13 protein-coding genes and 1 pseudogene are annotated in these 25,713 nt (G+C 60.4%); 1 reads left to right on the forward strand and 13 read right to left on the reverse strand.

The window, feature by feature from the left end; translation table 11 throughout:
* Positions 1 to 85: 85 nt before the first annotated feature.
* The 3 genes from B5G16_RS11465 to B5G16_RS11475 all read right to left on the reverse strand — a co-directional run bounded on the left by B5G16_RS11465 (position 86) and on the right by B5G16_RS11475 (position 3,134).
* The gene (locus B5G16_RS11465; protein WP_087264022.1) at positions 86 to 1,126 is read right to left on the reverse strand and encodes a LacI family DNA-binding transcriptional regulator; all 1,041 of its coding nucleotides are present in this window, start codon (positions 1,124 to 1,126) and stop codon (positions 86 to 88) included.
* 383 nt (positions 1,127 to 1,509) lie between these two features.
* Positions 1,510 to 2,739, reverse strand: coding sequence for a conjugal transfer protein MobB (mobB, locus tag B5G16_RS11470; protein WP_087263980.1), 1,230 nt, complete (start codon positions 2,737 to 2,739; stop codon positions 1,510 to 1,512).
* Positions 2,724 to 3,134 (reverse strand): mobilization protein, encoded by a 411-nt coding sequence (locus B5G16_RS11475; RefSeq protein WP_087263983.1) that lies wholly within the window; start codon positions 3,132 to 3,134, stop codon positions 2,724 to 2,726. Before B5G16_RS11475 ends, mobB begins: the two co-directional genes overlap by 16 nt.
* 529 nt (positions 3,135 to 3,663) lie before the next feature.
* Here B5G16_RS11475 and B5G16_RS11485 point away from each other — a divergent pair.
* Positions 3,664 to 3,801 (forward strand): annotated as a pseudogene (locus B5G16_RS11485) (ParA family protein); the annotation flags it as partial.
* A gap of 290 nt (positions 3,802 to 4,091) precedes the next feature.
* Here B5G16_RS11485 and B5G16_RS11490 read toward each other — a convergent pair.
* The 10 genes from B5G16_RS11490 to B5G16_RS11535 all read right to left on the reverse strand — a co-directional run bounded on the left by B5G16_RS11490 (position 4,092) and on the right by B5G16_RS11535 (position 25,665).
* Positions 4,092 to 6,512, reverse strand: a complete 2,421-nt coding sequence (locus B5G16_RS11490) for a glycoside hydrolase family 2 TIM barrel-domain containing protein (RefSeq protein ID WP_087263989.1) — start codon at positions 6,510 to 6,512, stop codon at positions 4,092 to 4,094.
* Between the two features lie 169 nt (positions 6,513 to 6,681).
* Positions 6,682 to 8,289, reverse strand: a complete 1,608-nt coding sequence (locus B5G16_RS11495) for a DUF4832 domain-containing protein (protein ID WP_239406094.1) — start codon at positions 8,287 to 8,289, stop codon at positions 6,682 to 6,684.
* A 59-nt stretch (positions 8,290 to 8,348) separates the two neighbouring features.
* The gene (locus tag B5G16_RS11500) at positions 8,349 to 11,429 is read right to left on the reverse strand and encodes a DUF4886 domain-containing protein (RefSeq protein WP_087263993.1); all 3,081 of its coding nucleotides are present in this window, start codon (positions 11,427 to 11,429) and stop codon (positions 8,349 to 8,351) included.
* 28 nt (positions 11,430 to 11,457) lie between these two features.
* Positions 11,458 to 13,059, reverse strand: a complete 1,602-nt coding sequence (locus tag B5G16_RS11505; RefSeq protein WP_087263995.1) for a DUF4886 domain-containing protein — start codon at positions 13,057 to 13,059, stop codon at positions 11,458 to 11,460.
* Positions 13,060 to 13,095: 36 nt separating this feature from the next.
* Positions 13,096 to 14,949, reverse strand: a complete 1,854-nt coding sequence (locus B5G16_RS11510; RefSeq protein ID WP_087263997.1) for a glycoside hydrolase family 2 protein — start codon at positions 14,947 to 14,949, stop codon at positions 13,096 to 13,098.
* Between the two features lie 4 nt (positions 14,950 to 14,953).
* Entirely contained in the window at positions 14,954 to 16,963 is a 2,010-nt protein-coding gene (locus tag B5G16_RS11515) for an alpha-galactosidase (RefSeq protein ID WP_239406096.1), read from the reverse strand.
* Positions 16,964 to 17,100: 137 nt separating this feature from the next.
* The gene (locus B5G16_RS11520; protein WP_087264001.1) at positions 17,101 to 18,981 is read right to left on the reverse strand and encodes an FAD-dependent oxidoreductase; all 1,881 of its coding nucleotides are present in this window, start codon (positions 18,979 to 18,981) and stop codon (positions 17,101 to 17,103) included.
* Positions 18,982 to 19,139: 158 nt separating this feature from the next.
* Positions 19,140 to 20,780, reverse strand: a complete 1,641-nt coding sequence (locus B5G16_RS11525; protein WP_162612066.1) for a SusE domain-containing protein — start codon at positions 20,778 to 20,780, stop codon at positions 19,140 to 19,142.
* A gap of 37 nt (positions 20,781 to 20,817) precedes the next feature.
* Positions 20,818 to 22,554, reverse strand: coding sequence for a RagB/SusD family nutrient uptake outer membrane protein (locus B5G16_RS11530; protein ID WP_087264005.1), 1,737 nt, complete (start codon positions 22,552 to 22,554; stop codon positions 20,818 to 20,820).
* Between the two features lie 12 nt (positions 22,555 to 22,566).
* On the reverse strand, positions 22,567 to 25,665 hold the full coding sequence (locus tag B5G16_RS11535; RefSeq protein ID WP_087264007.1) for a SusC/RagA family TonB-linked outer membrane protein: 3,099 nt from the start codon (positions 25,663 to 25,665) through the stop codon (positions 22,567 to 22,569).
* Between the last annotated feature and the right edge of the window lie 48 nt (positions 25,666 to 25,713).

Here is a 25,713-nt window from a genome sequence, read left to right on the forward strand (position 1 = left end):
TGTATTAGACTGCAAAGTTGCAAAATCAAGTCCGTTTCATCTCAAGAAAACACGTAATTGACTATATTTCAATAATTTCAAAGAACTATTTATCCACTTTTACGGGACAGTAATGATTATACTTTAAAGATGATTCTCGAATGATGAGTTCTGTATTATATACAATCTTTTGCGGCGGTTCTCCATTGATGGCATTCAACATTAACCGTCCAGCATCTCGACCTATATTATAGGGAAATTGTTCAACAGAAGATAGAGGTGGTGTCAAATATTTGTCCCACGGTTCATTAACAAAACCGACTATCGCAATATCTTTTGGAATATTCACCCCATTTGCTGCAAAAACCTCCATTGCAGCTTTAGCTGCAAAATCACCTGAGAATAAAATTGCATCGGGAAGAGTTCCTCTTAAAATAAGTCGTTCTGCATATTTAGCGCCTTCTTCAGGTGTTGTTAAAGCAGTATGAACCCAATTTTTAGAAATTTCAATTCCAGCATCAGCCATTGCTTGACGATACCCTTTCTCACGAGCGTTCCACATTGACACATTTTGAAGGCCCCGATAGTGGAATATTTTTCGACAACCTTGTTGGATTAAATGATTTGTAGCATTATATGCACCTTGGAAATCATCTTGTACAACACTGCTCATTCCAGGCAGAGGCATGAGCCTATCAAACATAACAACAGGTATACCATTATCAATCAGAGTCTTATAATGGTCATAATTCGTTGTTTCCGCGGCTACGGCTGCAATTACACCAACAACTTTGCCTTGAGCCATGGATTCAACAATCTTTTTTTCTCTTGAATAAAAATTTCCAGAGGACGCAATAATTAGGTCATAATCTGCGGCATATATAGTTTCTTCAACACCTGCAATTGCTTCAACAAAATAGTTCCTATTAATAAGCGGAACGATCATTCCGATTGTTTTTGTCTTACCTGTTTTTAATGCAACTGCAAAAGGATTAGGGCGAAAGCCTATTTTTTTTGCTTCTTCAATGACTTTATTCCGAGTTTGTTCAGATATTAACTTACTGCCATTAAGTGCTCTGGATACCGTAGAAGCAGATATCCCTAATCTCTTTGAAATGTCAAATATTGTAACTCCCTTGTGTTTCATATACGTGCAATCGTTTGCAAATATAATAAAAAAAAAGAATATAGCCAACATTGTCCGATATTTTTAACAATAAATTTTGTAAAATATATTTATCTGCAGGCTCACACCTTTTCATTTTTTTGGTAGACTACCCACCCTTAATAAGTTAAATAAAATTTATATCTGTAAAACAATCATTCATATACAAGTAATCGGCTTTTCAACATATTAACAAAATTTACCGGATCAATAGCCTTTTACCATATAATTCAAGATTTAATTACTTTAAAATTTCTACATGTTTTGATTTACTAACTGTGTTATTATTTCGCAAAGTAAATTCTAACAAACACATATATCTTGATAGATATTTTTAGGTATCTCATGAAAATCTATATAAGATTTCATATTAAGTGACGGCGTTTTCGACGCCGGATCCGCTGTTGCTCCACCTCATAAGCCTGTACGTCTGCCAATTCCAGAATAGCATCCAACGGATGGTACGACTGATTCGGACAGGAAGGGCTCTTTGAGGAAGGTTGCGCCTGCGCTGAGGATTCCCAAGAGACTCCACGCTCCTTTGCTTCAGCATGGAACAACTGTTCGAAGACGTTGGCCGAGAAACTACGGCCCAGCAGGGAGCCGTTGGCTACGATTCCTTGTTCGTGGTCAATAAAGGTTACACCGTAGACCCGTCCCGCAGCATTGAGGCGGAATACCGCATCGACATCCCGATCACGCAACTGTTCGCAGAACTCCGCCCGGCTTGTACACCTCTCCATTTCATCAGCAATCTTACTCCGCAACTCATCAAGGACTCCGTACTCCTTCAAGGCCATTTTCGAACGCTCATAATAGCGTTGCAGGGCCTCATATCCGACATCCTTCCCGATGCGGCTCGACTTGAACGGCGTTCCGATGCCATAGCCGTCATCGGTCAGCGCCCCGTAAATCATTCCGGCATAATCGCGGCCGTCGATAGTTCCGGTTCGCTCCTCGGTCGAGACATTGAAGGCTTCCAGCAGCGTCCGCCATTCCCCAAAAGAGGCGCAGCGGTAATGCTGCAGGCACGACCTTACGGTGGAGGAGACCTGTTGCTTGACGTCTCCCTTCTGATAATCCACCTTGCGCAATTCCTCCCGATCCTGCAGTTCCTGGCCTTTAATGCTCGGGGGTAGCCCGTATTTTCGCTCGAGGTCCCGCGTAATCTCTACAGAACGTCGGGCCTCGAAGTCATGAGGCAGTTTCCGACCCTCGCGGTCAATACGAAGCGACACAATATGCAGATGTTCGCGGGCAATATCCCGGTGTTTGAATACGATGTAGGGCTGCTCGCCGTAGCCCATCCGCTCCATATATTCACGGGCAATCTCGCCCAGTTGCTCATCGTTCAGACGGTCCTCGGGCGAGGGGTTCAGCGAGACATGGAAGACCGTGTTGGTCGTTCGCCGGTTAGTCTGGAGAAAGGGTTCGAAGCTGGCCATGCACCGTTCGTGGCTCATGTGGCCCGTGGCATCGAACGGATTGAGCACCCGATTCCAGAAGAGTACCACGGCCTTTCCCCGGTTGACCTTCTCCTCGTTGTAGCGGATAGCTCCACCGACAGTTGCGCCCGTTCTTATATTCGCAACCATCCTTCGGCCTGTTTGGTAAGATTCAGAATCTCGACACTCAATGCTTTCAACTCGCGGGTATGCTGTTCCAACGCAGCGATTTGGCGCGGAATCGAGACGTTGGAGAAGTGGCTGTTGATGGCCCGGACCACCTGATTGTAGTTATGCCCGACGCGCTGAAACTGGAAGTAAAGGTCGTTGAGACGTGCCAGAAACTCGGCCTTTGAAGGATCGCGACGGATGACTTCGAAGCGCTCGGCAAAGAGTCGTTTGACGATAAACCGGCTGCGGTTGTGCTCCAATCCGGCGGCAGCAAGCATCTGCCGGAAGCGGATCTCCTGCTCTTCGTTGAGCCGGAAAGAGTATTTGTAACTCGGGGCCGGGATTTGAGTGTTGCATTTTCTCTGACGGGTCATTCGATGGAAGATTTGGGGTTCGACTTGGGAGAACACCGCCCGCCTCGCAGAGCGAGGTCCTTTGTCGGACAAACCGCCGGTTGTCGGACAAAAGTACACCTCGCTCCCGTCAGGCGACGGGTACAGTTCCGGCATTCGCAGAGGACAATTCCTCTCTTGAAAAAGCAACTCCGAAACGAAAAATCACGGGCGGATTCTCCGCTGCAATATTACGAGGATCTTCAGGGATTAAAAAGCGTCCTTGTCGGCCATGCGAGGCCTCCGAAGGACACCGGGAACCAATCCCCAGAAACCGCATTACCTTGCGGGCAAACGTCCAACAATCCATCCATGAAACTGCTATTGTATTTGTTCATTGATCCTGTTTTTCAGGATTTCGGGAACAGCTTCCGTCATCTGTTCCTTCACGATGAAATGCTTCCCTTTGTTCGTGCCGGACCTTATTCCTGAATTCACGAACTCGGGAGTTCGTGCGTGAACGCACTCTTGAACAAACCTGTTAAATCGCGCCTTCCTGAAGAAATAAATTATGGAAAACACACCTGTAAGCATTGCCGTATGCAATCAAAAAGGCGGCGTCGGAAAATCAACCTTCACCGTTCTGCTTGCCAGCCATCTCCACTATACCTTGCAACGGGACGTGCTGGTGGTCGACTGTGACTATCCCCTAATCGTACCCAAGAATCGGATATCAAATTTATTGAATCTTATTTTGAGATGAGAAACATATAACGTATCTTTGCTTTGTAGCAAGGGAAAGTATTGAGACGTAAAATTACTCCAACAAATCAGTGACCCAACAACGAAGCATCAGCTACAACACATTGATATATAGAGGTAAATAATCATAGGTTCGAGTCCCTTCTTCCACCCCAGGAGGCCCAAAACAGATAAAAAACCCATAAAAAAAGATCCGTGTTTGACACGGATCCTTTTTCTTTTCTCGCTCACCCCATCCTACTGCACCGAAATACGCAGTTCGGCACTCTTCAATCCACGGGCCGAAGCCTTGACAACCAGCTCACCCGGTCGGTCGCCGCTCCCGACAATTGCCGTCAGCAGTCCGTTGAAGAGGTGCATGTGCGGCTCGCAGAAGGATTCCAGCGACGTGGGGTCGCCGTTGGCCACGGCCCGGAAGTGTCCCGCTCCGGCAACCTCGATACGCACTTCGCGATGCTCCGTCGGCACGGGATTCCCCGCCCGGTCGACCACGCCGACCGTCACATAGGCCAGATCCCGTCCGTCGGCCGCCAATGTCTTTCGATCCACCGACAACCGTAATGCCCACGGTTTCCCCGGCGTACGGACGATCCGCTCCGCGGCCTGACGCCCCTCGGCATCGTAGGCCACGACGCGCACCTCGCCCGGTTCGTAACGCACCTCGTTCCACATCAGCCGATAGCGTTCCAGGTTGCTGTTGCGGTTCTTCGTCCGGATGCCCTGGCTCCTGCCGTTGATGAAGAGTTCCGCCGAAGGGTACGACGTATAGACATAGACGGGCGTAATCTCGCCCTCACGCCCCGGCCAGTTCCAGTGCGGTAGCACGTGCAGGGTCGGCGACTCCGTATTCCAGACGCTGCGGTAGAGCCAGTAGCGGTCCTTGGGCAGCGACGCGAGGTCGATGATTCCGAACATCGAGCTGTGGTTGGGCCACGCATCGGTATGGTAGGGCGTCGGTTCGCCGAGGTAGTCGAAACCCGTCCAGACGAACTGTCCCATGAGCCACGGAAGATCCTCCGCGGCGGCAAAATCATCGTCCGGGACATTCGACCAGCCGCAGAATTCGACGTCGTAGCCCGACGACTGGTGGTCGTCATGCAACCGGTCGGGGCCGTACTCCACCGGGAAGTGGTAGACACCGCGTGACGAGACCGTCGAGGCGGTTTCGGAGCCGAGGATGATGCTCTGCGGTAGCCGGTCGTAAGCCTCGCGATAGCGGTGCACGCGGTAATTGAGCCCCGGGACATCGAAAATCGCCGCAAATCCGTTCGAAAGCACGGCATCGACCTGATCCATGCCGCAGGTCACCGGGCGCGTCGGATCTTCGCGGTGGCAGATCTCCTGCAACCACGACGCCATGCGGTACCCATCGGCCTCCCATTGCGAGGGGACCTCGTTGCCCACGGACCACATCACCACCGAAGGGTTGTTGCGGAAGTGGTGCAGCATGGCGACCATGTCGCGTTCGGCCCACTCCCGGAAATAGCGGTGATAGCCGTTGGCGCACTTGGCGACATCCCACTCGTCGAAGGGTTCGACCATCACCATGAATCCCATCTCGTCGCAGAGTTCGACGAGCTCCTCGGCCGGCATGTTGTGCGACGTGCGGATGGCGTTGCAACCCATGTCGCGGAGCATCGTCAGCTGATGCCGGAGGGCGGCACGGTTCACGGCGGCGCCCAGCGGGCCCAGGTCGTGATGCAGGCAGACCCCCTTGAAACGGCGCAGCTCGCCGTTGAGGAAAAAACCCTTGTCGGCCCGCACCTCGACGGTCCGGATTCCGAAGCGGGTCGTATGGCGGTCCATCTCCACGCCGTCGATGCGGACCGTCGACTCGGCCGTGTAGAGCGCAGGGCTCTCCGGCGACCACAGCGCGGGATGCTCGACCGTCAGATGCTGCTCGAAGGGCGTATCGTAGACCCAATTCCGGCGGTTGGTCTTTGCGGCGACGACCTCACCGGCGGCATTGCGCACGGCGGTCTCGATCTCGACGGTCTCGCCGCCTTTCAGTCCGTCGAGCTTCGTACGGAGGGTCACCGAGGCGTAATCCGCGCCGACATAGGGCGTCAGTACCTGCACGCCCCACACCGGCACATGAACCGGCGCCAGCGTCAACAACTTCACTTCGCGGTAAAGCCCCGCGCCGGGATACCAGCGCGAAGACTGCGGGCGGTTTTCGAGCAGCACGACAAGCTGATTTTCTCCGACATGCAGCGCCCGGGTGATCTCGCACGAAAAGGCGCTGTACCCGTAGGGCCAGAAGCAGACCTCGCGGCCGTTGACGAGAACCCGGGCCTCGCTCATCGCACCGTCGAAGAGCAGCACGTAACGCCGTCCGGCCAGCGTGTCGACCGAGATCGTCCTCCGGTAGCACCCCTTGCCGACGTAGGGCAGGCCGCCCGTGCGTCCGGTTTTCAGCGAGGAGGCCGTCTCGCCGTTCTGGATGACGGCGACCTCCTGCAAGTCGTTCTCGCGCGAGAAGGGCCCGCAGATAGCCCAATCGTGAGGCACGGTCACCGACTGCCAGCCGTCGGTCTGTTCAAAATCGTGATCATTGCGAAACTGCCAGTCGGAGAGCGTTTCTTCGCGGCGCAGGCCCTGCGCATGGAGTGCGACGGCTGCCGAGAGCGCCAACAGCGTAAAGAGAAGTCGATTCATGGGTTTTCAGATGGTTTGTTTCATTCGTTTCAGTCTGCCGGGCTTCTGCTCCGGTGCGGGCAGGAGTCCTGTCCCGGGTTCTCGGACAAAGCCCGGGCGGCTTTCCGGAATCCGGAGAGCCGTCCGTCGCTTCGTGGCCGGACCGGAGTCCGGCATCCGTCCGATCGTCCTACTCGACGCGGACATCCGAGAGTTCCACCCATCCGTCGGGCGTCACACGGTCCTTGGCGGCGAGCCGGATGCCGATCGCGTTCTGCTTCGAGGTATCGACGATGCCGACGGCCCATTTGTAATTGCCAGCGGCTACCGTCCCGACATCGAACGTGAAGGTGTACTGCGTACGGGATCCCTTGTGCCAGTCGCAGGGCTGCGCCTGCTCATCGAAGTAGAGCTTCACGGGCTGCTTCGTCTCGGGGTCGAGCAGAGCGAAGGCCACCTTGTACTTGTCGTGGTACTGCGGGATGTTCGTCGGGCAGTAGGAGTATCCGAGGTTGACCCAGCGGTGGGCAAGTGTCGCCTTCGAGCCGTTCGTCAGCGTCTCGGGAAGGGTCAGCCGGTCGGGATAGAGGCGGTAGCACCCCTCGCGGATGAATTTCAGCACATACTCATACGCCTCGTTGAACCACGACCAGGTCTCGCCCTCGGTGATGTTGCTGTTGTAGCGGAAGTCCATGGTATTGACGCACGAACCGATGGCATCCTCGTATTCGCCCCTGCGGACATCGCCCCAGTCCGAATAGCCGTCGCCCTGAATGGCCGGGATCCCGTGCTTCCGGACCCAGCCGCCTTCGGAGGCGATGGGACGAAGATAGCGGTTTTTCTGCAACATGCTCTTCTCCCAGTTCGAGAAATAGGTGTGCATGCCGAATGCGGCGCTCTGCATGGAGAATCCCATGTCGACGGCCTTCTGGATCAGCCGTTCCGAATCGGGATCATACTTGTCTCCGGCCCACTGGGTTTTGGTTCCGATCCAGCGGTGCACCTGTACGGCGATGGGGACGTTCTTGAAGGTCTCGTTCCAGAGGTTCGTCACCCAGTCGAAGACCGCCTCGCGGGGCGAGTCGTCGCCCGTCGAGTAGATGCAGCTGTGGTACTCGCCCCACAGGCCGATTCCGAAACCGCCGATGAAGGCCGTGATGTCGGGATCGTCGAACTTCGCGGCGAAGGCCCGCATGAACTCGGCATAGCACTTCTGGAAGGCCGGATCGTCGGGATAGGGCGTCCAGAGGTCCGTGGCCCCGTTCTTCGAGCAGTAGACCTCGCGGCCTGCGGCCTCGATCTCCTCGCGGACGTATTCGGGGACCATCTGATAGGTGAAGTCGCGGCTGTCGGCCGTGAAGTTGAAGACCAGTTTCAGACCGCGCTTCTCGGCGCCCTCCATCAGCATCCGCAGGCGCTGGGCCTGTTTGGTATCGACGCCCTCGTCCCAGATGTAGACGCCGCGTTCGGGGTTGGCATCCGCCCAGCGGATCCGGATGAGCAGCATCGACGCATAATCCGACACCTTGACATAACCTTCGGGGACCGACGGGCATTCCAGATGGTCATACTGCGCCCAATAGTCGTCGGCAAGGCCGTCGCCGAGTCCGGCATAGAGCACCCACCCCGAGAAGGGGTTGCGCAGGATCGACTCCCGGTCGGGCGTCACCGTCACCTCGACACCCTTGACGTTGCCGGCACCACCCGACTCGCCGTCCTCATCCTTGGAGCAGCCCCCGCACGCGAGCAGCAGGGCCAAACCGGCCCAAAGTCCGGTCCGTATCAACTCTTTTTCCATGCTTGTTTTGTTTTTAGGATCGTATTTCATAGATTTTCGATTCATTCCCCTTTCCGGGCCTATTCGAGCGTGAAGTCGACCTGGTGTCCGCCGACACGGAGCGTGAAGAGCCCCGGTTCGAGGAAGCGCCGCCCCGCGGCATCGACGAATCCCAGCTCCTCCATCGGGTCGATCCGGAACTCGAAGCGCTGCGCGTCGCCGGCGGCGATCATCCGCTTCTCGAAGTGCTTCAACTCCCGGACCGGCCGCGCAATCGAGCAATAAGGGTCGGTCACGTACCACTGCACCACCTCGCGGCCGTCCCGTCCGCCGTCGTTGCGCACCTCGACCTCGGCCGTCAGGCGCACCACGTCGGCGAGTTTCAGCGGTTCCCGTCCGACTGCCACCTCGCGGCCGTCTTTGAGCAGGGCGCGGAGCGTCGGCTCACCGTAGGTGAAGGTCGTATAGCTCAACCCGTATCCGAACGGATAGAGGGGCGTGCTCGGAATGTCCTGATAGAGACCCTGGGTTCCCCGGCGGCCGCTGTTGCGGTGGTTGTAGTAGATGGGGATCTGCCCGACGCTGCGCGGGAAGGTGAGGGTCAGACGTCCCGAAGGGTTCTCCTCGCCGCAAAGCAGCCGCGCCACGGCTTCACCGCCGGTCACGCCCGGCTGCCAGGCTTCGAGCATCGCATCGGCCAGCGGCTCCACCTCCGTCAGGTCGAGTGCACGTCCGTTGAAGAGCACGACGACCACCGGCTTTCCGGCCCGCCGCGCCGTCTCCGAGACGCTTTTCAACAGCTCCATCTGCGCCTCGGGAAGCACGATCTCCGAACGCGAGGCGTTCTCGCCGCTCCACCGGCGCTTCTCGCCCAGGCAGAGCACCACGGCATCCGAACGCTTCACCAGCGCGCCGGCCGCCTTCAACTCCTTCGCCGTCGGGCGGGTCTCGAAGTCACAACCCGGCCGGCAGACGATGCGGTCGGCGCCGAAGTGCTTTTCGAGCCCCTGCTTCACGGTCACGACATCCTCGCCGCGCCCGCGTCCGTACCACGAGCCGAGCAGTTCCTCGCCATTGTCGGCCAGCGGCCCCAGCAGGGCGATCCGCGACGTTGCAGCGAGCGGCAGCACCGCCCCGTCGTTTTTGAGCAGCACCATCGACTCGACGGCCATTTGCAGGGCGTTTTCCACGGCTTCGGGTTGCAGGATGCGCTCCGCTTCGGGACGCTCCTCGGTGTAGGGACGCTCGAAGAGTCCGAGACGGAACTTCACGCGCAGGACGCGCCGCACGGCATCGTCAAGCCGCTCCTCCGACACCCGTCCTTCGGCGACCAGATCCCCCAGATGCCGGGCGTAGATATTGTCGACCATGTCCATGTCGAGCCCGGCATTGAAAGCTCTCTCCCCGGCTTCCCGGTCGTTCGGGGCGTAGCCCTGATTGATCAGCTGCCGGATGGCGTCCCAGTCCGAGACGACGAATCCGTCGTGCTCCCAGCGCTCTTTGAGCACCTCGGTCATCGTGTAGCGGTCGGCCGATGCCGGGATGCCGCTCAACAGGTTGAAAGCGCTCATCACCGTGGCGGCCCCGGCCTTGATGCCGGCCTCGAACGGCGGCAGGTAGGTATCCCACAGCGACTGGCGCGAGATTTCGGTCGGCACGTAGTCGCGGCCGGCCTCCGACGCGCCGTAGCCGACATAGTGTTTCAGACAGGCGGCAATCGAGCCCTCCTCCGCCAGGTCATCGCCCTGATAGCCGCGCACGGCCGCCTCCGAGAAGCGGGAGGTCAGGAACGGATCCTCGCCGTAACCCTCGGCCACCCGGCCCCAGCGGGGATCGCGCGCCACGTCGACCATCGGCGAGAAGGTCCAGTCGATACCGGTGTAATAGGCCTCGCGGGCGGCATCGGCACAGACGCGCTCCGTCAACGCGGGATTCCACGACGCTCCCTGCGCCAGCGGAATGGGGCATACGGTCCGGAAACCGTGGATGACATCGAACCCGAAGAGGATCGGAATTCCCAGCCGCGACTCCTCGACGGCATGACGCTGGATGGCGTTGCGCAGCACGGGATCGTCGCCGAAATAGATCAGCGAGCCGATCTCGGCGGGGATCTTGCTCACGGTCTCACCGATGTTGTTTTCGTTGTCGTTGCGCCCGGCCGTGTACTGGTTGAGCTGGAGGACCTTCTCTTCGAGGGTCATCCGTTCCAGAAGCGAATCCACACGCTCCTCGACCTGCATCTCCTTCCAGGAGGTTACCGAGAAGGGGCGCCGCACGGCGTAATGGGCCGCCAGCTGTGCCCAGCGCGTCTGCTGCGCATCGAGCGTCCGCGGAGCGAAGGCGTTTCCGACGACCGACTCGCCCGACAGCGCCTCGAACCACGCACAGGCCGCCGTATAGCGGCCGTAGGTGGTTTCGAGATGGTATCCGTCGCGGTTGAACGTATCGCCCAGCGGCGTGGTGCGTCCGTTCTGGACCGCCGTGCCCGCGGGGATCACGCCGCAGATCCGCGGCGAGTCGTCCAGCGCACAGCGCACGCTCCGCATGATGTGGCCGTACATCGTCTGCTGGTCGCGGTCGTAGAGCGCGAACTCGCCGTGTTTCGAATCCCCGGCATAGGCCCACGTCTGGTGGAACCAGATTTGCAGCGCGGGGTTGTGCACGAGCCGTCCGACATGCTCGATCAGATCGCGCAGATAGGGCTGGTAGGTCGCATAGCGTCCCGACTTGCCGCTGGCCTGTTGCAGGGTCACGATGTCCCACGCCTCGTCGGCCAGCGCGCTGTCGAGCGACACGCCGGGCGTCTCGGTGCGCACGCCGTCGACGATCTTGCGGTAACGGTAGGCGCCGTCGCCGCTGCGGGCGTTGTCCCGGTGGCGTTCGAGCGTGCAGCCCCCGATGAACAGGTTCCCGATCACGACGTCGATCCCGGCGGCATCGAACAGCTCCCAGAGGTACTGCTCGACGGCATCCTGCGAGAAGCTGTTGCCGACGGCCAGAATTTTCAGCGTCCGGGAGGCTGTTTGCGAGTTGTCCGGGGCGGTGGTTGCGGCCGGGGCGGCCGGAGCTGCCGCGGGGTCCGGCGTCCGGGCCGCGAAGGCCGTACCCGCCAGCAGGAGCAGGAGCGCCGCAAGCAGACGGCGGAAGAGGTGTCGTTTCATGGCTTTATTTTCGCGATTCGTTCATCCGTTATTCGGCCGGAGCCAGACAGAGTGCCGAGATGTGTCCCTCGACGGCCGTGGAGCCGACATCCACGCCCTTGACCGTGAGGCGCAGGGTTCCGTCCGCGGCGGGCGCCACACCCTCGAACGTCAGGGCATACTCCTCGAAGGGAACCTCCTCCCACGAGGCATACTGGCCTTCACCGGAGCCGATACGGATTCCCTGACTGATCTGCCCGCCGGTTTCCGAGGCGCCGACGAGCCGATAATCGGTCGTACGGGCCGTCCGCGTACCGTTGTAACGTACCGCCAGCACCGTGACGTCGAAATTCTGGGTGGGTTGCAGCCCCGAGATGACGATCGTGGCGGGATCGCTGTCGCCTTCGCCGGCCGTACCCGACACCGTGAGTCCGTCGACCCAGACCATGCGGGGCCAGGTGATGCCGCCCGACACGAAATCCGCCTGGGGCTCGCCGCGCACTCCGGCATAGACGGTGCTGAACGCCGGGTCAATCGACAGAACAGCCTGCGTGTAACGCGCCTCGGCATCTTTCAGCGTGATGTCGGCGGCATCCGCAACGGTGATGTTGTTCCAGGGCGTCCCGGAGGATTTGCTTCCGAAGTCGACATAGATCGGCGCCTCGATGGGGCCGTCGTCGACCTGCGGCTGCTGGTAGTCGACGAGCACGGTCACCTCGTAGGGCTTCTCCACGGCGGCATGCGCGGCATGCTGCGCGATGGCGGTCATCTGGTCGTCGATCGTCGAGGGGGCGTAGGCGTTCCCGACGACCGACTGCCCCGACAGCGCCTCGAACCAGGTGCAGGCGGCCGTATAGCGGCCGTAGGTGGTTTCGAGATGGTAGCCGTCGCGGTTGAACGTATCGCCGAGGAACGACGTCCGGGCATTCTGGACCGCCGTGCCCGCGGGAATCACGCCGGAGAGTTCGGCGTTGTCGGCAAAGGCCTGCTGAACGGCCCCGACAATGGCCTCGTACATGGCCGTCTGGTCGCTGCGGTAGGTCGGGAACGACTCATGGGTCGAGCTCTGCGCATAGGCCCACGTCTGGTGGAACCAGATCTGCGCGTCGACGCGCTCCTGCAAATAGCCGATCAGGTTCGACAGATAGGGCACGTAGCTCGAATAGACGCCCGACTGGCCGCTGGCCTGTTGCAGGGTCACGATCTCCCACGGCTCATCGTCGAGCGCCGTCGAGAGGGAGACGTTCGACGATTCGGTCTTCGTGCCGCCGACAACCTTGCGGTAGGCATAGGCCGCGGCGTCGCTCTTCGCATTGTTCCAGTGCTTTTCGAGCGGGCAGCCGCCGATGTACATGTTACCGATGACGGCCTCGATGCCGGCGGCATCGAACAGTTCCCAGAGATACTGCTCGACGGCATCCTGCGAGAAGCTGTTGCCGATGGCCAGGATGTAGAGTTTGCCGTCGGCAAGCGGATCTTCCGGTTCGGGTTCGGGTTCGGGCTCCGGTTCGGGCTCCGGTTTCGGTTCGGGTTTCTGATCCGGATCGCCCTGTTCGGTCCGCTCGTCGTCGGCCGAGGATTCGGTGCAGGCCCCCAAGACGAGCGTCGACACGACGGCCGCACAGCACAACAGTCTGATTATTCTTTTCATGATTTTCCGGTTGGAGATTCAGTGATACATATTCGGTTATTTCCGGGATTGTTCCTCCCGTTTCGCCTGGTAGAAGTCGCGGATCACGTACCAGGCCTTCTTGCGCAGTCCGCGGTCCGAAAGGAGCCCCTTGCGGTTCCAGCCCTCCTGATTGACCGGATGGAAGCGGTAGGGCGAGCGGAAATCGAAGAGGATCCAGGGCGAGATTCCGACCAGATTGGGGATGTTGGCGAACATGGCGAGGTTGTCGGCGCAGAGCCGCTCCTGATACTCCTCGCTCCACGACGAAGCGCGCTTCGGATCGCCGTGCTGCCCGTAGAGAGCCTCGCCGCCAAACTCCGAAATCATCAGCGGCTTGTCGGTGCAGACCTCCCAGCGGAGTTCCGAGGGATCCTTGGGCCACGGGGCGTACCAGCCCATGTACTTGTTCACGGCGACGACATCCAGCAGCTGCGCGAAGTCGTCGTGCATTTCGAAGCGGTCGCTCCCGGGCTTGTAATAGACATTGTCGAAGGCCGCAACATAAAGCCGGCTCGCATCGAGGCTCTTGCCCAGTTCGAGCAGGCGGGTCAGAAAGGCGTCGCGGGGCTCCGAGGGGCGGGTTTCGTTGGCCACGCCCCAGAAGCCGATCGCGCAGCGGTTGCGGTCGCGGACGATCATTTCGCGCAGCATCTCCCGGGCCTTGTCTTCCGTCCCGGCATCCGAGAAGTCGATACCCTGCCAGATGGGGATCTCCTCCCAAAGCAGGATACCCATCTCCTCGGCCATGCGGACCGTGTGTTCGTTCTGCGGGTAGTGCGCCAGACGGACCATGTTGGCGCCCAGCGCGCGGACCTCCGACAGCAGCATCTGCGCATCGGCCGGCGTACAGGCGCGGCCCCGGCGCTGGGGGATCTCCTCGTGGAAGGAGATGCTGCGCAGGAAGACCTCGCGTCCGTTGACAAGGACCTTCGTACCGTCGACGGCGATGCGGCGGAAGCCGATCCGGTCGGTGAGCGACTCCCCGCCGTACGAGAGCTCCACGTCATAGAGATACGGTGCCTCGGGCGCCCAGAGTTGCAGCTTGCGGACGTCGACCGTCAGGCTGCCGCGCCCCTGCGCATCGGTGCGGAGCGTCTCCTCCACCCCGAGCTCGGGGATCCGCAGCGCGACTTCGGTCCCGGCCGCGGGCTCCGAGAGTTCGACATCGAGCCGCAGCCGCCGGTCGGAGTCATCGTCCAGGTGCAGGAAATAGTCGCGAATGTAGCGATCCGGCGTGCGCACGAGCATCACGTCGCGCGTGATGCCGCCGTAGTTCCACCAGTCGAAGGCCAGGGCCGGAATGGCATCGGGCGTACGGCGGTTGTTGACCTCGACGGCCAGGAAGTTGTCACCCTCGTGCAGGCGGTCGCCGATCTCCACCTCGAAGGGGGTGAATCCGCCCTCGTGGGCGGCGATCTTCTCGCCGTTGAGATAGACGTTGCAGCGGTAGTTCACAGCCCCGAAGTAGAGGAAGAGCCGCTCGCCGTCGCGCGGTGCGGCAACGGGCGTGACGCAGGCTCCCTCCGGGAGCTGCGGGACCGTCTCCCCGACCACCAGGTGCCGGGCATACCAGACCGTACCCTCGTAGTATTCGAGCTCGGGGCGCTGCGAGTTCCAGTCCCCGGGGACTTCGAGCCGCAGGCCGCCCTCGAAGGCGTATTCGAAGAATTCGGTGTCGTTCTGCGGCGTACGGTTCAGGAAGATCTCCTTGGGAACTCCCTGATCGTAGGGATCGACGATTGCGGCCCACTTGCCGTTCAACGACTGACAGTCACGGCCGTAGACGTTCGTCATCGCCGGGCGCGCCGCCAGCGGAGCGGTCGCGGAGAGGCCGAGCAGTGCGGCCGCAAGCAAAGCATGAAGTTTCATCGTTCTATTTTTCAAGCGAGTATTTGTAGAGTACAAAACTGTTTTCCGCGGGCAGCGACACGCACAGCGCCCCCTTGCGGCCCACGGTCTGCCGGACGCGCCGGTCGCCGGATCCGAGTACGCGGGTCAGGATGATCTTCGCGCCTTCGGGCAGGAAGGTCTCGACCACGCCCTCGTCCGACGGTGCAGCCTCGCGGTAGAGCAGCAGATAGCCCTCCGCATCCGAGACGAGCGACTGGAATCCGGTCCACGAACGTCCCGACGGCTCCTCGCCCACGGGCAGGATGATCCCCGCATGGAAATCGGCGGCAACGGCCCGATATTCGCGGACGAGCGGTGCGATGGCGAAGGCCTCCTCGGGAAGGTTCGACGATTCGAGCCACGCCAGCGGCTGCCCGGCCATGGTCGTCGCGAAGAGGTAGTCGAAGCCGTACCCGGCGGGTGCGAAGGGATCCCCGGCATACTTGTCGGCATTGCGCCACTTGTTCAGGAACTCGACCTGGATGCGCTCGGCCGGGACGTAGCGGCTCAACTGCCAGAGGTTGCGCAGCGTCCGATAGGGAAAGTAGTTTCCCCAGTCGGTATAACGGTTTTCAAGAAAAATGTTGCCGTATTCGTTGAACATGTGGTAGCCGCCGCGGCGCGAGGCGGTGGCATCGAGGTTGAAGAGCACGTCGCCGCCCGACTCCTCCCCGACCCGGTCGAAGAGACGCCGCAGGTTGGTCTCGGCCCGCTTCGTGGGGATCGACAGTCCGTCGATCTTGAAGACCTTGATGCCGTAGCGGCGGTAGAGTCCCAGCAGGGCGTCGGCATCCTTCTCCCAGGCCGCGAAGTCGTCCTGCACGCTCGGATTGAACCACAACCCCACCTCGATGCCCAGTTCGCGGGCCCTTTCGACCACGGGGTCCAACCCCGAAGGATACTTGTCGGCCGCCGGCTTCCAATAGTCGGGGTTGGCCCAGATGTCGCGGAACGACCCCTTGGCCAGCGCCGAATTGGGGCTCTTGCCCTCCTGCCAGCCGTCGTCGATCTGGAAATGGGTGATCCCGAGCCGTGCGGCGCGTTCGAGCTCTTCGAGGCAGAAGTGTTCGTTGACCTTCGTATCCTGGCTGCGGTCGCCCCAGGTATTCATCATCACCATCTCGTCGCGGCCGTCGCGCGGGGCGCGGATCTGCTTCTGATAACGCCGCAGGGCGGTCAGCGCCGCCAGCTCGCCCTCGCCGAAGACGCCCGTCACCACGCCGTAGGCCCGCACCCACTCGCGCGAGAGGTCCCGGGGCTCCACGCCGACACCCGTCACGGCAAACGTGCCGAAATCGGCCGTGAAGTCGCCGCGCCCGTAAGCCAGCTGCACGGCCGAGCAGGGGGCCTCTTTCAGGAAGAAGAAGCCGTTGCCGTCGACGCCGTTGCGCACGAAGAGCAGGTTCCCGCGGTAGGAGTTCTTGCGATAGGCGATGATGTCGCGCTCCCAGACGAGGTTGTCGTTCCAGTCCGTGACGTCGGAGAACTCCACGGCCCGCGCATGCCAGTGCACGCCGGGAAGACTCATCCGGTCGAGCACCGTCTCCGAGGATTTCACCGCCATGTCGGCCTGTGCCTCGATGTTCTTGCGGTCGGCGGCGTTCTCCTCGCCCCCGCGGGCGTCCAGCACGGCGGCCGGAGCCTCTTTTCCCTCGGCAAGGCGCAGCCACGTCTGGCAGGCCACGGCCGGCGCATCGGCATAGATGCGGAACTCACGCCGGATGTCGAGCCCGTCCACCGTATACTCGACCCGGGCCCGCAGGCTGGCAGGCGCACAGGCCGTCGCCGGGAGCGTGTCGACCGTCAGCCGGCCGTCGGAGCCCGCCGCCGCGGCATTCCGCGTGAAGACAAAGTCGGGAAGCGTCCGCACCGAGCGGAACATCGCCCCCGTCGTCCGGTCTTCGAGCGAGAGGGTCATCAGATTGCCGCCGTTCCAGCGGAAACGGCGTTCGAGGTGGGCGTTGCCGAGCACCAGCACCGTGTCCCCCTGCATGAAGGCGTAGGGACGGGTGCGGTCGGCCGGAACGGCCGTCGCGGTCGGGGCAGCGGTTGCAGCGGTCCCGGCAACGGTCAGCAGGGAGGCCGCCACGGCGGCGCGGAAAATCATCGGACGTCGGGTCATAAGGCGTATCATCGGTGCCCGGCAATCCCGGCCGGCTGGTCCAGGAGTTTGTTGGGCAGGTTGAAATTCTGGTTGTTGAGTTCAGCGCCGGGACGCGAGGCACCCCGCTCCATCGCCTCCTGCAACTCCGTCAGATGGTCCTGATAGACCCCGCGGGGCAGGCAGCCGTTGCGGTGGCAGATGGCGGCGGCCATGCCGACCACCTCGCCCATCATGCCCGTCGTGCGCATCACGCGCACCGTGCCGAGGGCCACGTGCGTCACACTGATGTTGCGGCCCGCCATGAAGAGGTTCTCCACGTTGCGCGAATAGAGGCAGCGGTAAGGTACGGCGTAGGGCTTGATCCAGTTGTGGACGGTCGCGGCCTTGAACGGATCCTCGGGAAAATGCGCGGCATTCTTCCGGTCAGGGGAGTGCAGGTCGATGGCCCACGTGGTCGTGAACGAAGCATCCTCGTGGAAGACCTCCTTGTCGATGTCGTCCTGTTTGAGGATGTAGTCACCCAGCAGGCGGCGCGACTCGCGCTTGCCGGAGATGTACCCCACCCAGTCGAGGTTCCGGTCGGCGAAACGCTCCCGCTGCGAATAGTGGTTTTTCAGGAAACTCCAATTCGAATAGATCACCAGCAGGCCGTAGTCGCGGATCCGCTCGGCCTCGGCGATCTGGTCGCGGTTGAGCCCCGTCTCCCACTTCCACTCGCCGAAGGTCACCGGCTCGCAGTTCTCCTCGTTGAACACCACGCCGTAGGAGAATTCGGGAAATTTCGCCCGGCTCTTCTCCACTTTCGAGGAGTACCACTGCACCGAAGCGCCCATCGTCATGCTGTCGGCCTTCTCGGGCGCCAGCTCCTCACCGAACTCCGACCGTGCCTCACGCCCCATGCGCCAGTCGGCGCCGGCCAGATAGCCGATCGTGCCGTCGCCCGTACAGTCGGAGAACAGCGGCGCCGAAAGCCAGATCTCCTCGCCCGTCTCGATGTGGCGCACCAGCACCGCGGCGATTTTCGTCCCCTCCATGCGGACGTCCAGCGCCCGATAAGGAGCCAAGAGCGTCACGTTCGGCTCGGCGTCGATGAAGCGTTGCTTGCGGTCGTCCTCGTAATTGGCTGCGGGCTGGGCGTTTCCGGCCTTCGTGTGTCCGAATTCGCGGATCATGCGCCCCAGCATCGGGTAACGGCCCGTTTCGACGTAGCCGCCCAGATGGACCCGGACCTCGGCGCTGTTGTTTCCGCCCAGCACGGGACGGTCGTTGACCAGCGCCACGCGCCCGCAACCCTCGCGGGCCGCACTCACCGCCGCACACATGCCGGCAATGCCTCCGCCGACGACCACGAAGTCGAACCGCTCCTCGCGCGGCGCCGGACATCCGGCCAACTCGCGGCGGAATGCCGCAAGCGCCTCCGCATCGGCCGGCGGAACGTCGTCCGGACGATCCGTCAGGTAGAGGGCGTCGCAACGTCCGTCGAAGCCGGTCAGATCTTCCAGCGCGAGGGTCGTCAGCCCCTCGCGGAGCCGCACCTCACCCGCACACTGCCACTCCCAGCAGTTCCCGGTATCACCGACGGTCCCGGACAACAGCTTGTGCCCGACCCGAACCCGGAACTTCCCGGGGCCGGGCTCCGCAGTCCACGGCGATGTCCAGTTGTAGGTGCGGACCCAGACCCGGTAGGTCCCGGCATCGGGGATCCCGACTTCGGTCCGGGCCGGAGCCACGGGCGTTCCGGCGCCGTGCGCCAGCAGGTAGGAGGATCCCATCCGGTCCATGAACTGCTGGTCCACGACCCATCCGCCCTTCTCGGCAAAGCTCTCGGCCTCGACCAGAACCGGGGCGGCCGACACGCCGCACAGGCCGGGCAGCATCAGCAACAGGGCAATCAGTGTCTTTTTCATACTCATAAACGTCTTTTTGGGCGATACAAGTTTACTCGAAATTTTCCACTCCGGCAAACGAAGCGTCCGGAAACCGAACCTCCGCCGGGGGCCCTTCACGGACCTCTCCGGCGGATGGATTCGGCATGTCGGGCTCCGTGTCCGGAGCCGGCGGGATGCTACTCCCGGTTATCGAAGACGACAGTCTTCTTTTCGATGTCTACCTCCACGTAGTTGCAGCCCTCCGGGATGATGAAGTAGGCGAAGCGGTTGTCACCCTGACCCTCAACAAGCTCCAGCGACTGACCAAGAGAAGTCTCCGTATAACCGGAATATTGCTTCTGCGCAGCATCGGCTGTCGAACCGTAGCAGTAGACATTGTAGTTCCACGGAGCCACCTTGAAGTTCACCGATCCGGTTACGGGTTTGTTCCCATTATTTCCGTCGTTGCCGCTCTTGCGGGGCAGCACGGCTCCCTTGTAGACGTAGATGTTCGGGTTGGCCAGACTCTGCCGGAGCGAATAGGTGTCGGAGATACCCAGGAAGTAATCCGTGTTGACCGGATCGCGTTCGTAGTTGTTGAATGTTCCGTACATCCACAGCTGGGTCACCTCCATCTCATAGGGGTTGGCCGTGGGGGTACCGTCGTTGGTATAGGTCTTGTTGAACGAAACCACGGTATTCTTCAGATCGGTGGCGGCCGAACGGAAGGTGATGGTCTTGGCCGTCAGGTCGACTACGATGCGGTAGGTGCCCGCGTCGGGAATCGTCCAGTAGCGGTTGTTCGGAGCCACCGACGAGGTTGCCACCTGCATATAGGGCGAAGCCTCGCCGTCGTGGATGTCATTGCCCTCGGCCGGCACGAACGACATCTCGGTCTTCTCGTCGTAGAGCAGCGGCAGGTAGAGCGTTCCGGCATTCAGCTCGCCGCGGAAGGCGTACACCGAAGCGTTTTCGAGCGTCTGCGCCACCTCGATCTCCGCCTCCGGAGCTGCCGTGCCGGCCAGATAGATCTTGTCGATCTCGACGATGCTCGACGTCGGAATGATCGTGACGGTCTTGGCATCCAGGTTCACCGTGACGCGGTACTCGTCGTCGGCCGGGATCTTCCAGCCTCCGTGCGTCTCGTCGGCTCCGAGGACCTGCGCCTCCATCGGCGTCTCGCCGATCTCCGTGTCGGCACCCGACGCCGGAACGATGACGTTGTTCTCGTCGCCGTAGACCACCGGGAAGTAGACCGTTCCCTGTTTGAGCGTTCCGGTCCAGACAAACAGACGCGGATTCGACTCCGAAGCAACGATCTGCACGGGCGTCTCGAAACCCGTACCGGACAGGTAGAGTTCGTCGGCCTCAAACTGCTTGGGCCCGTAGGTCTTCACCCGCACGTTGACCGTCGCCTCGTCGGGAACGATCAGCGTCGGACCGTCGAACGATACCGTGATGGTGAAGCGCACGTCGCAGTAGGAGCTCGTGAGCGCCCCGAAGTGGTTGACCAGCATGTCCTGCAAGTCGGCGTTCGTGTACTCGCGCCGGAAGTTGCCGGTATCCTCGTATTCGGTGACGGCCTCGCTCTTGCTGCCGTCAACCTCGATCTGGTAATAGTAGGTTACGATATAGTCGTCGCCGTATTCGGCCGCCGGGGTCCACTCCACGGTCAGGGCCGTCTCGTCGGCTGCATCCTCGTCCAGTATGACCGTCTGGGCCGAAGAGTTGATCTCCACGACGAAATTGTGCCGCGAATAGGCATTGTCCACCTCCTCGTTGCAGGCCGCAAGAGCCAGTGCGCCCAGAAGGAATGCCGATTTATGAATTGCTTTCATGATTTTCATGACAGTTGCTTTTGAATCGTATTATCCATTAATAACCCGGGTTGTCGGGAAGAAGATTCGGGCACAGCTCGATCTCGTGGGTCGGAATCGGCCACAGATACTGACGCTCCGGGAAGTTCCGCTTGGCACCCAGCATCACCTGGCCCTTATCAAACCACTCCGAGAAGTCGGCCAGTCCGTCCTCGTCGATCTGGGGCTTCGAGGGCCACGGCCACAGGCCTTTATCGACGAGCGCCGTCTTGCAGTCCTCAGCGGGATAGAGGTAGATGTAGTTATAGGTGTTCAGTGCCTTTTCGGCCAGACGCCAGCGCATGAGGTCCTGCAAGCGGAGGTTCTCCATGGCCAGCTCGACGCGGCGTTCCAGACGCACCGTGCGGCGCAGCGTCGCCTGATCGCGGGCCGTAACGGCCGGATAGGACGAGGTCGCCGAAGCCGACACGCCGTAGGCGCGGGCGCGGACCGTATTGATGGCTTCGAGCACCGAGTCGTCGATCTCGTTCAGCTCGATCTTCGCCTCGGCATACATCAGCAGCACGTCGGCATAACGCATGATGATGTAGTCGTTCTCAACCTCCGGGAAGTTTGTCAGCCAGCTGTTGTCGATGCCCTTCTTCCAGACCAGTCCGTTGAACGAGGCGTATTGTGCATTGATACGGCTGTCGTTGTTGGTCTGCATCTTTCCGGTGGTCAGGTTCAGGACCTGCGTGGCGGCAGGCGACGGGTCGTAGATGAAGCCGCAGTGTGCCGTTCCGAACTCGACGATGGTCGCCGTGCAGCGCGGGTCGCGGTTCTTGAAGGGCTGCTGCGGATCAAAGAGATCCGACTCGTCGATGGGCAGTCCGTCCGTGCAGAGATAGGCGGCCAGAAGGTCCCACGAGGGGTTGTACGAACCGTAACCGCCCGCATTGCGCGGCACGCCGTTGGAGACGAACCAGGTATCGAGCACCACGTCGTTCTCGATCGAGCGCGGGATGACGAAGATCTTCTCCGGGATCATGCCCGTGCTTTGGAGAAAGACGCTGCCGTAATCCGAAGCCAGCGAGTAGACCTTCAAATCCATGCAGGCCTTGGCAGCCTCGGCGGCCACCTCCCAGTCACCCATGTAGAGCGCGAAGCGGGCCTTCATGGCCAGCGCCGCACCACGCGTGAAGTGCTGGCTGCCCGACTCCCACGAAACGGGAAGTCCCTCGGCGGCACGGTCGAAATCATCGTAGACCAGCGGAATGATCTCCTCCTTGGGTCGGCGGCCCAGGGCCTCGGCCTCGCTGATGGTCAGGTACTTGTCCAGATAGGGAACGTCGCCGTAGAAGAAGATCAGATCGGCGTATTTGCAGGCGCGGGCGAAATAGGCCTCGGCCTTGCACTGCTTGATGAAGTCCGGATTGACGCCGTTCTCCTCGGCACGGTGGATGTTCTCCAACAGCGTGTTGGCCCGCGAGATGAGCTTGTAGCTCTGCTGCCACAGCGCATAGACCTCCCACTGCGTACCGCTCATCGTGGCGTCGAGGATCGTTCCGCCGCTGCCCGGGTTGCGGTTCTGCTGACGGTAGGTCGTGTTGTCGGTCCACTGCTCGGAGCTTTCGAGCGGCGTGTTCCAGTAACCGATGATGTAGAATTCATTGACGGCCAGCTGCAACTCCTCCTCGCTCGAATACCACGAAGCGCTGTTGCCCTGCGTTTTCGGCACGATATCCATCGACATGCAGCCCGCGGCCATCAGACCCAGCCCGGCGAGAATACCGGCATATAAATGTTTTCTGTTCATGATCTTGTGCGTTTAGAGTTTGAGGTTCAGACCGACCAGGATCGTCGACGTGATGGGGTACGACGATACGCCCATCTCGGGGTCCCAGCCTTTGGGGAAGTCGCTGATGCAGAAGAGGTCCGAAGCGCTGACGTAGATGCGCGCGGTGTTCAGGTGGAGCTTGTTCGTCCATTTCTGCGGGAGCGTATAGCCCAGCGTCACGTTTTTCAGTCGGAAGTAGGAGCCGTCGAAGAGCCAGAAATCCGACGTCAGGTAGTTGTTCGTCTTGCCCGTATTCGTGAGACGGGGATATTTCGCATTGCGGTTCTGCTCCTCGGTGTTGAACGGACTCCAATACTTGCCGTCGAGGATAGCCGGAATGTTGCCGTAGTTGTCACGCACGGGCTGAACCATCTGCGTATAGAGGTAGCTGGTCTGCTTGCCGATGCCCTGGAACGCCAGCGAGAAGTCGATGCCCTTCCAGGCGAGGTTGACCGTACCGCCGTACTGGAAGCGCGGCAGCGAGTTGCCCAGCAGCACGCGGTCCTCCGAGGTGATCTTCCCGTCGGGCACGCCGTCCGGACCCGAAATGTCCTTGTAGCGGATGTCGCCCACGGTTACAGCCGAATTGTAGGTGGCCGAATTGTTGACCTCCTCCTGCGTCTGGTAGATGCCGTCCGAAACGTAGCCGTACCACTCGTTGAAGTAGCCGCCCACGCGGTGGATCTTGCTGCCGTTGATCTGGTCCGAACCGTTCATCTTCGTGATCCGCGACTGGAAGTCCGAAAGGTTGAACGATACGCCGTACGAGAGCTCTCCGACGGTGTCCTTCCAGCCCACTTCCAGGTCGAAACCGGTCGTCTTCATCGACCCGGCGTTCGAGTTCGGATTGCTGTAACCCATCAGGTAGGGGATGTTCACCGAGAGGAGCATGTCCTCGGTCTGCTTCCAGTAGTAGTCGAACGTCGCCCTCAGACGATCCTTGAAGAAGCCCAGGTCGACACCCACGTCGGTCGAGGTCGTCGTCTCCCACGTGATGTCCTCGACGGCCAGTTCACGCTGTGCGGCGGTCTTGTCCGAGAGTTTGTTGCCGTCCTTGTCGTAGAAGATCGCGTCGCCGAAGGTCATCAGCGCCAGGTAGGGGAAGTAGTCGCTTCCGATGCGCTCGTTGCCGAGCATACCCCACGATCCGCGGAGTTTCAGGAAGCTCAACCACGGATAGGTGCCCTCCATGAACTTCTCGCGCGTCACGACCCAGCCGGCCGACACCGACGGGAAGGTTCCCCAGCGGTAGTTGCGGGCGAAGCGCGACGATCCGTCGTGACGGACGTTGGCCTGGATCAGATAACGGCCGTCGTAGTCGTACATGATCCGGCCGAAGAAGGAGTTCGAGGCGTACTCCGTACCCGAACCCGAGTTGGTCATGTAGTCCTCCGAACCGACGTTCAGATAGGGATACTGCGTGAACTCGAAATGGTCGCGGCCGGCCGTCAGCGTCTCGCTCTTCATGATGTAGCCCTCGTAACCGGCCATGATGTTGAGGTTGTGGTTCTCGTTGCGGCCGAACGAACGCATGTAGTTGACGATGAACTGGGTGGTGAGGTTCCAGTTGTCGTTGCGGGTCTCGCTCAACGAGTTCGTGCTCCAAATCGAGCCCGAATCGAGGTAACCGCCGATCGTGTTGGGATCATCGGCCAGCGTGTACGCCACGGCCGGCTTGAAAGCCTTCGACTTCGTGTAGTTGATGAACGGCGCAACCACGCCTTTGAGGCTCAACCCCTTCACGGGTTTGTATTCCAGCGAAGCGCGGCCGCCCAGCTGCGTGCTCCACGCGTAGCTCGTACCGCCCTCGGTCAGCAGTCCGTAGGGGTTCGCACCCGATTTACCCTCGGCAATGCGACCGTCGTCCCAGACCGCCGCATAGATGGCCGGCATCTTGCGCATCATGTCGAAGGGACTGAAATTCGGCGAGGTGTTCTTCGCACGGCGGATGTTGACGTCCAACGTGGCAAGGAGCTTGTCCTGAACGATCGTGAAGTCGTTGTTCGCACGGAACATGAAGCGCTGGAACTCGCGGTTGCCGTAGAGTCCCTCCACGTCGTCATACGACAGCGACGCCTGCGTCCGAACGCGGTCCGAACCGCCGCTGATCGAGAGGTTGTGGCTGTGTTTGAGCGCCGACGACTTCATGATCATGCCCGTCCAGTCCGTGATGGGATAGGTGTTCGGATCCGTGCGGTTGTACTCGATCCAGTTCTTCACCTGATCGGACGAGAACTGCTGGAAGAACCCGGCTGCCGGGTTGTCGTTGTAGAGCATCTCGTTGTACATCTCCATGTAACGCGTCAGACCCACCATCTCGGGCTGCATGGTCGGGAACTCCCAACCCACCTCGCCGTTGTAGGAGAGATGGATCTGCTCCTTGGCACCGCGCTTCGTGGTGATGAGAATGACACCGGCGGCGGCCTTCGCACCGTAGATCGAAGCGGCCGCGGCGTCTTTCAGCACCGAGACGCTCTCCACGTCGTTGGCATTCACGTAGTCGATGTCGTCGCACGGGCTGCCGTCGACGATGATCAGCGGGTTGTTGTCGCCCATGGTCGTGATACCGCGCACCTTGATCGTACCCGACGATCCGGGGGCGCTGCCGTCGCGCGTCACCAGAAGTCCCGACACCGAGCCTTGCAGCGCCGTCGAGAGCGTCGTGGTCTGGCGCGCCGCCAGCTCATCGCCCTGTACGGCGGCCACCGAACCCGTCAGGTCCTTCTTCTTGACCGCACCGTAACCGATGACGACCACTTCGTCCATGAGACCGGCATCCTCTTTGAGCGTGACGTTCAGCATGGTTTCACCGTTGTAGACACATTCGTGCGTCTCGTATCCGACGTAGGAGAAGACGAGCGTCGCACCCTTTTGGAGACGGATCGTATAACGTCCGTCCTGATTCGTCGCCGTACCGTTGCTGCCGTCCTTCTCGAAGACGGTGACCCCGATCAGCGGCGCCCCGTTCTGATCGCTGACAACACCCGACAGGGACAAATCCTGTGCGGATGCCACGACCGGAACGGCACACCATGCGCAAAGAACGAGAAACGCCCTGCGCACGAGTCCTGTTGAGAAAAAGTTTGTCATTTAAACAGATATTAAGATTGGTTGTTGAATAAATTGTCCTGATTTCCG

It is taken from the genome of Alistipes sp. An66 (genome assembly GCF_002161445.1).
GTDB classification, from domain to species: Bacteria; Bacteroidota; Bacteroidia; order Bacteroidales; family Rikenellaceae; genus Alistipes; species Alistipes cottocaccae.

Bases quoted from the DNA above. Each gene is read 5' to 3' on its own strand.
- B5G16_RS11525 (WP_162612066.1), bottom strand. From the start codon at position 20,780: ATGAAAGCAATTCATAAATCGGCATTCCTTCTGGGCGCACTGGCTCTT.
- B5G16_RS11510 (WP_087263997.1), bottom strand. From the start codon at position 14,949: ATGAAACTTCATGCTTTGCTTGCGGCCGCACTGCTCGGCCTCTCCGCG.
- B5G16_RS11465 (WP_087264022.1), bottom strand. From the start codon at position 1,126: ATGAAACACAAGGGAGTTACAATATTTGACATTTCAAAGAGATTAGGG.
- B5G16_RS11515 (WP_239406096.1), bottom strand. From the start codon at position 16,963: ATGCAGGGGGACACGGTGCTGGTGCTCGGCAACGCCCACCTCGAACGC.
- B5G16_RS11535 (WP_087264007.1), bottom strand. From the start codon at position 25,665: ATGACAAACTTTTTCTCAACAGGACTCGTGCGCAGGGCGTTTCTCGTT.
- B5G16_RS11520 (WP_087264001.1), bottom strand. From the start codon at position 18,981: ATGAAAAAGACACTGATTGCCCTGTTGCTGATGCTGCCCGGCCTGTGC.
- B5G16_RS11500 (WP_087263993.1), bottom strand. From the start codon at position 11,429: ATGAAACGACACCTCTTCCGCCGTCTGCTTGCGGCGCTCCTGCTCCTG.
- B5G16_RS11495 (WP_239406094.1), bottom strand. From the start codon at position 8,289: ATGGAAAAAGAGTTGATACGGACCGGACTTTGGGCCGGTTTGGCCCTG.
- B5G16_RS11490 (WP_087263989.1), bottom strand. From the start codon at position 6,512: ATGAATCGACTTCTCTTTACGCTGTTGGCGCTCTCGGCAGCCGTCGCA.
- mobB (WP_087263980.1), bottom strand. From the start codon at position 2,739: ATGGTTGCGAATATAAGAACGGGCGCAACTGTCGGTGGAGCTATCCGC.
- B5G16_RS11505 (WP_087263995.1), bottom strand. From the start codon at position 13,059: ATGAAAAGAATAATCAGACTGTTGTGCTGTGCGGCCGTCGTGTCGACG.
- B5G16_RS11475 (WP_087263983.1), bottom strand. From the start codon at position 3,134: ATGACCCGTCAGAGAAAATGCAACACTCAAATCCCGGCCCCGAGTTAC.
- B5G16_RS11530 (WP_087264005.1), bottom strand. From the start codon at position 22,554: ATGAACAGAAAACATTTATATGCCGGTATTCTCGCCGGGCTGGGTCTG.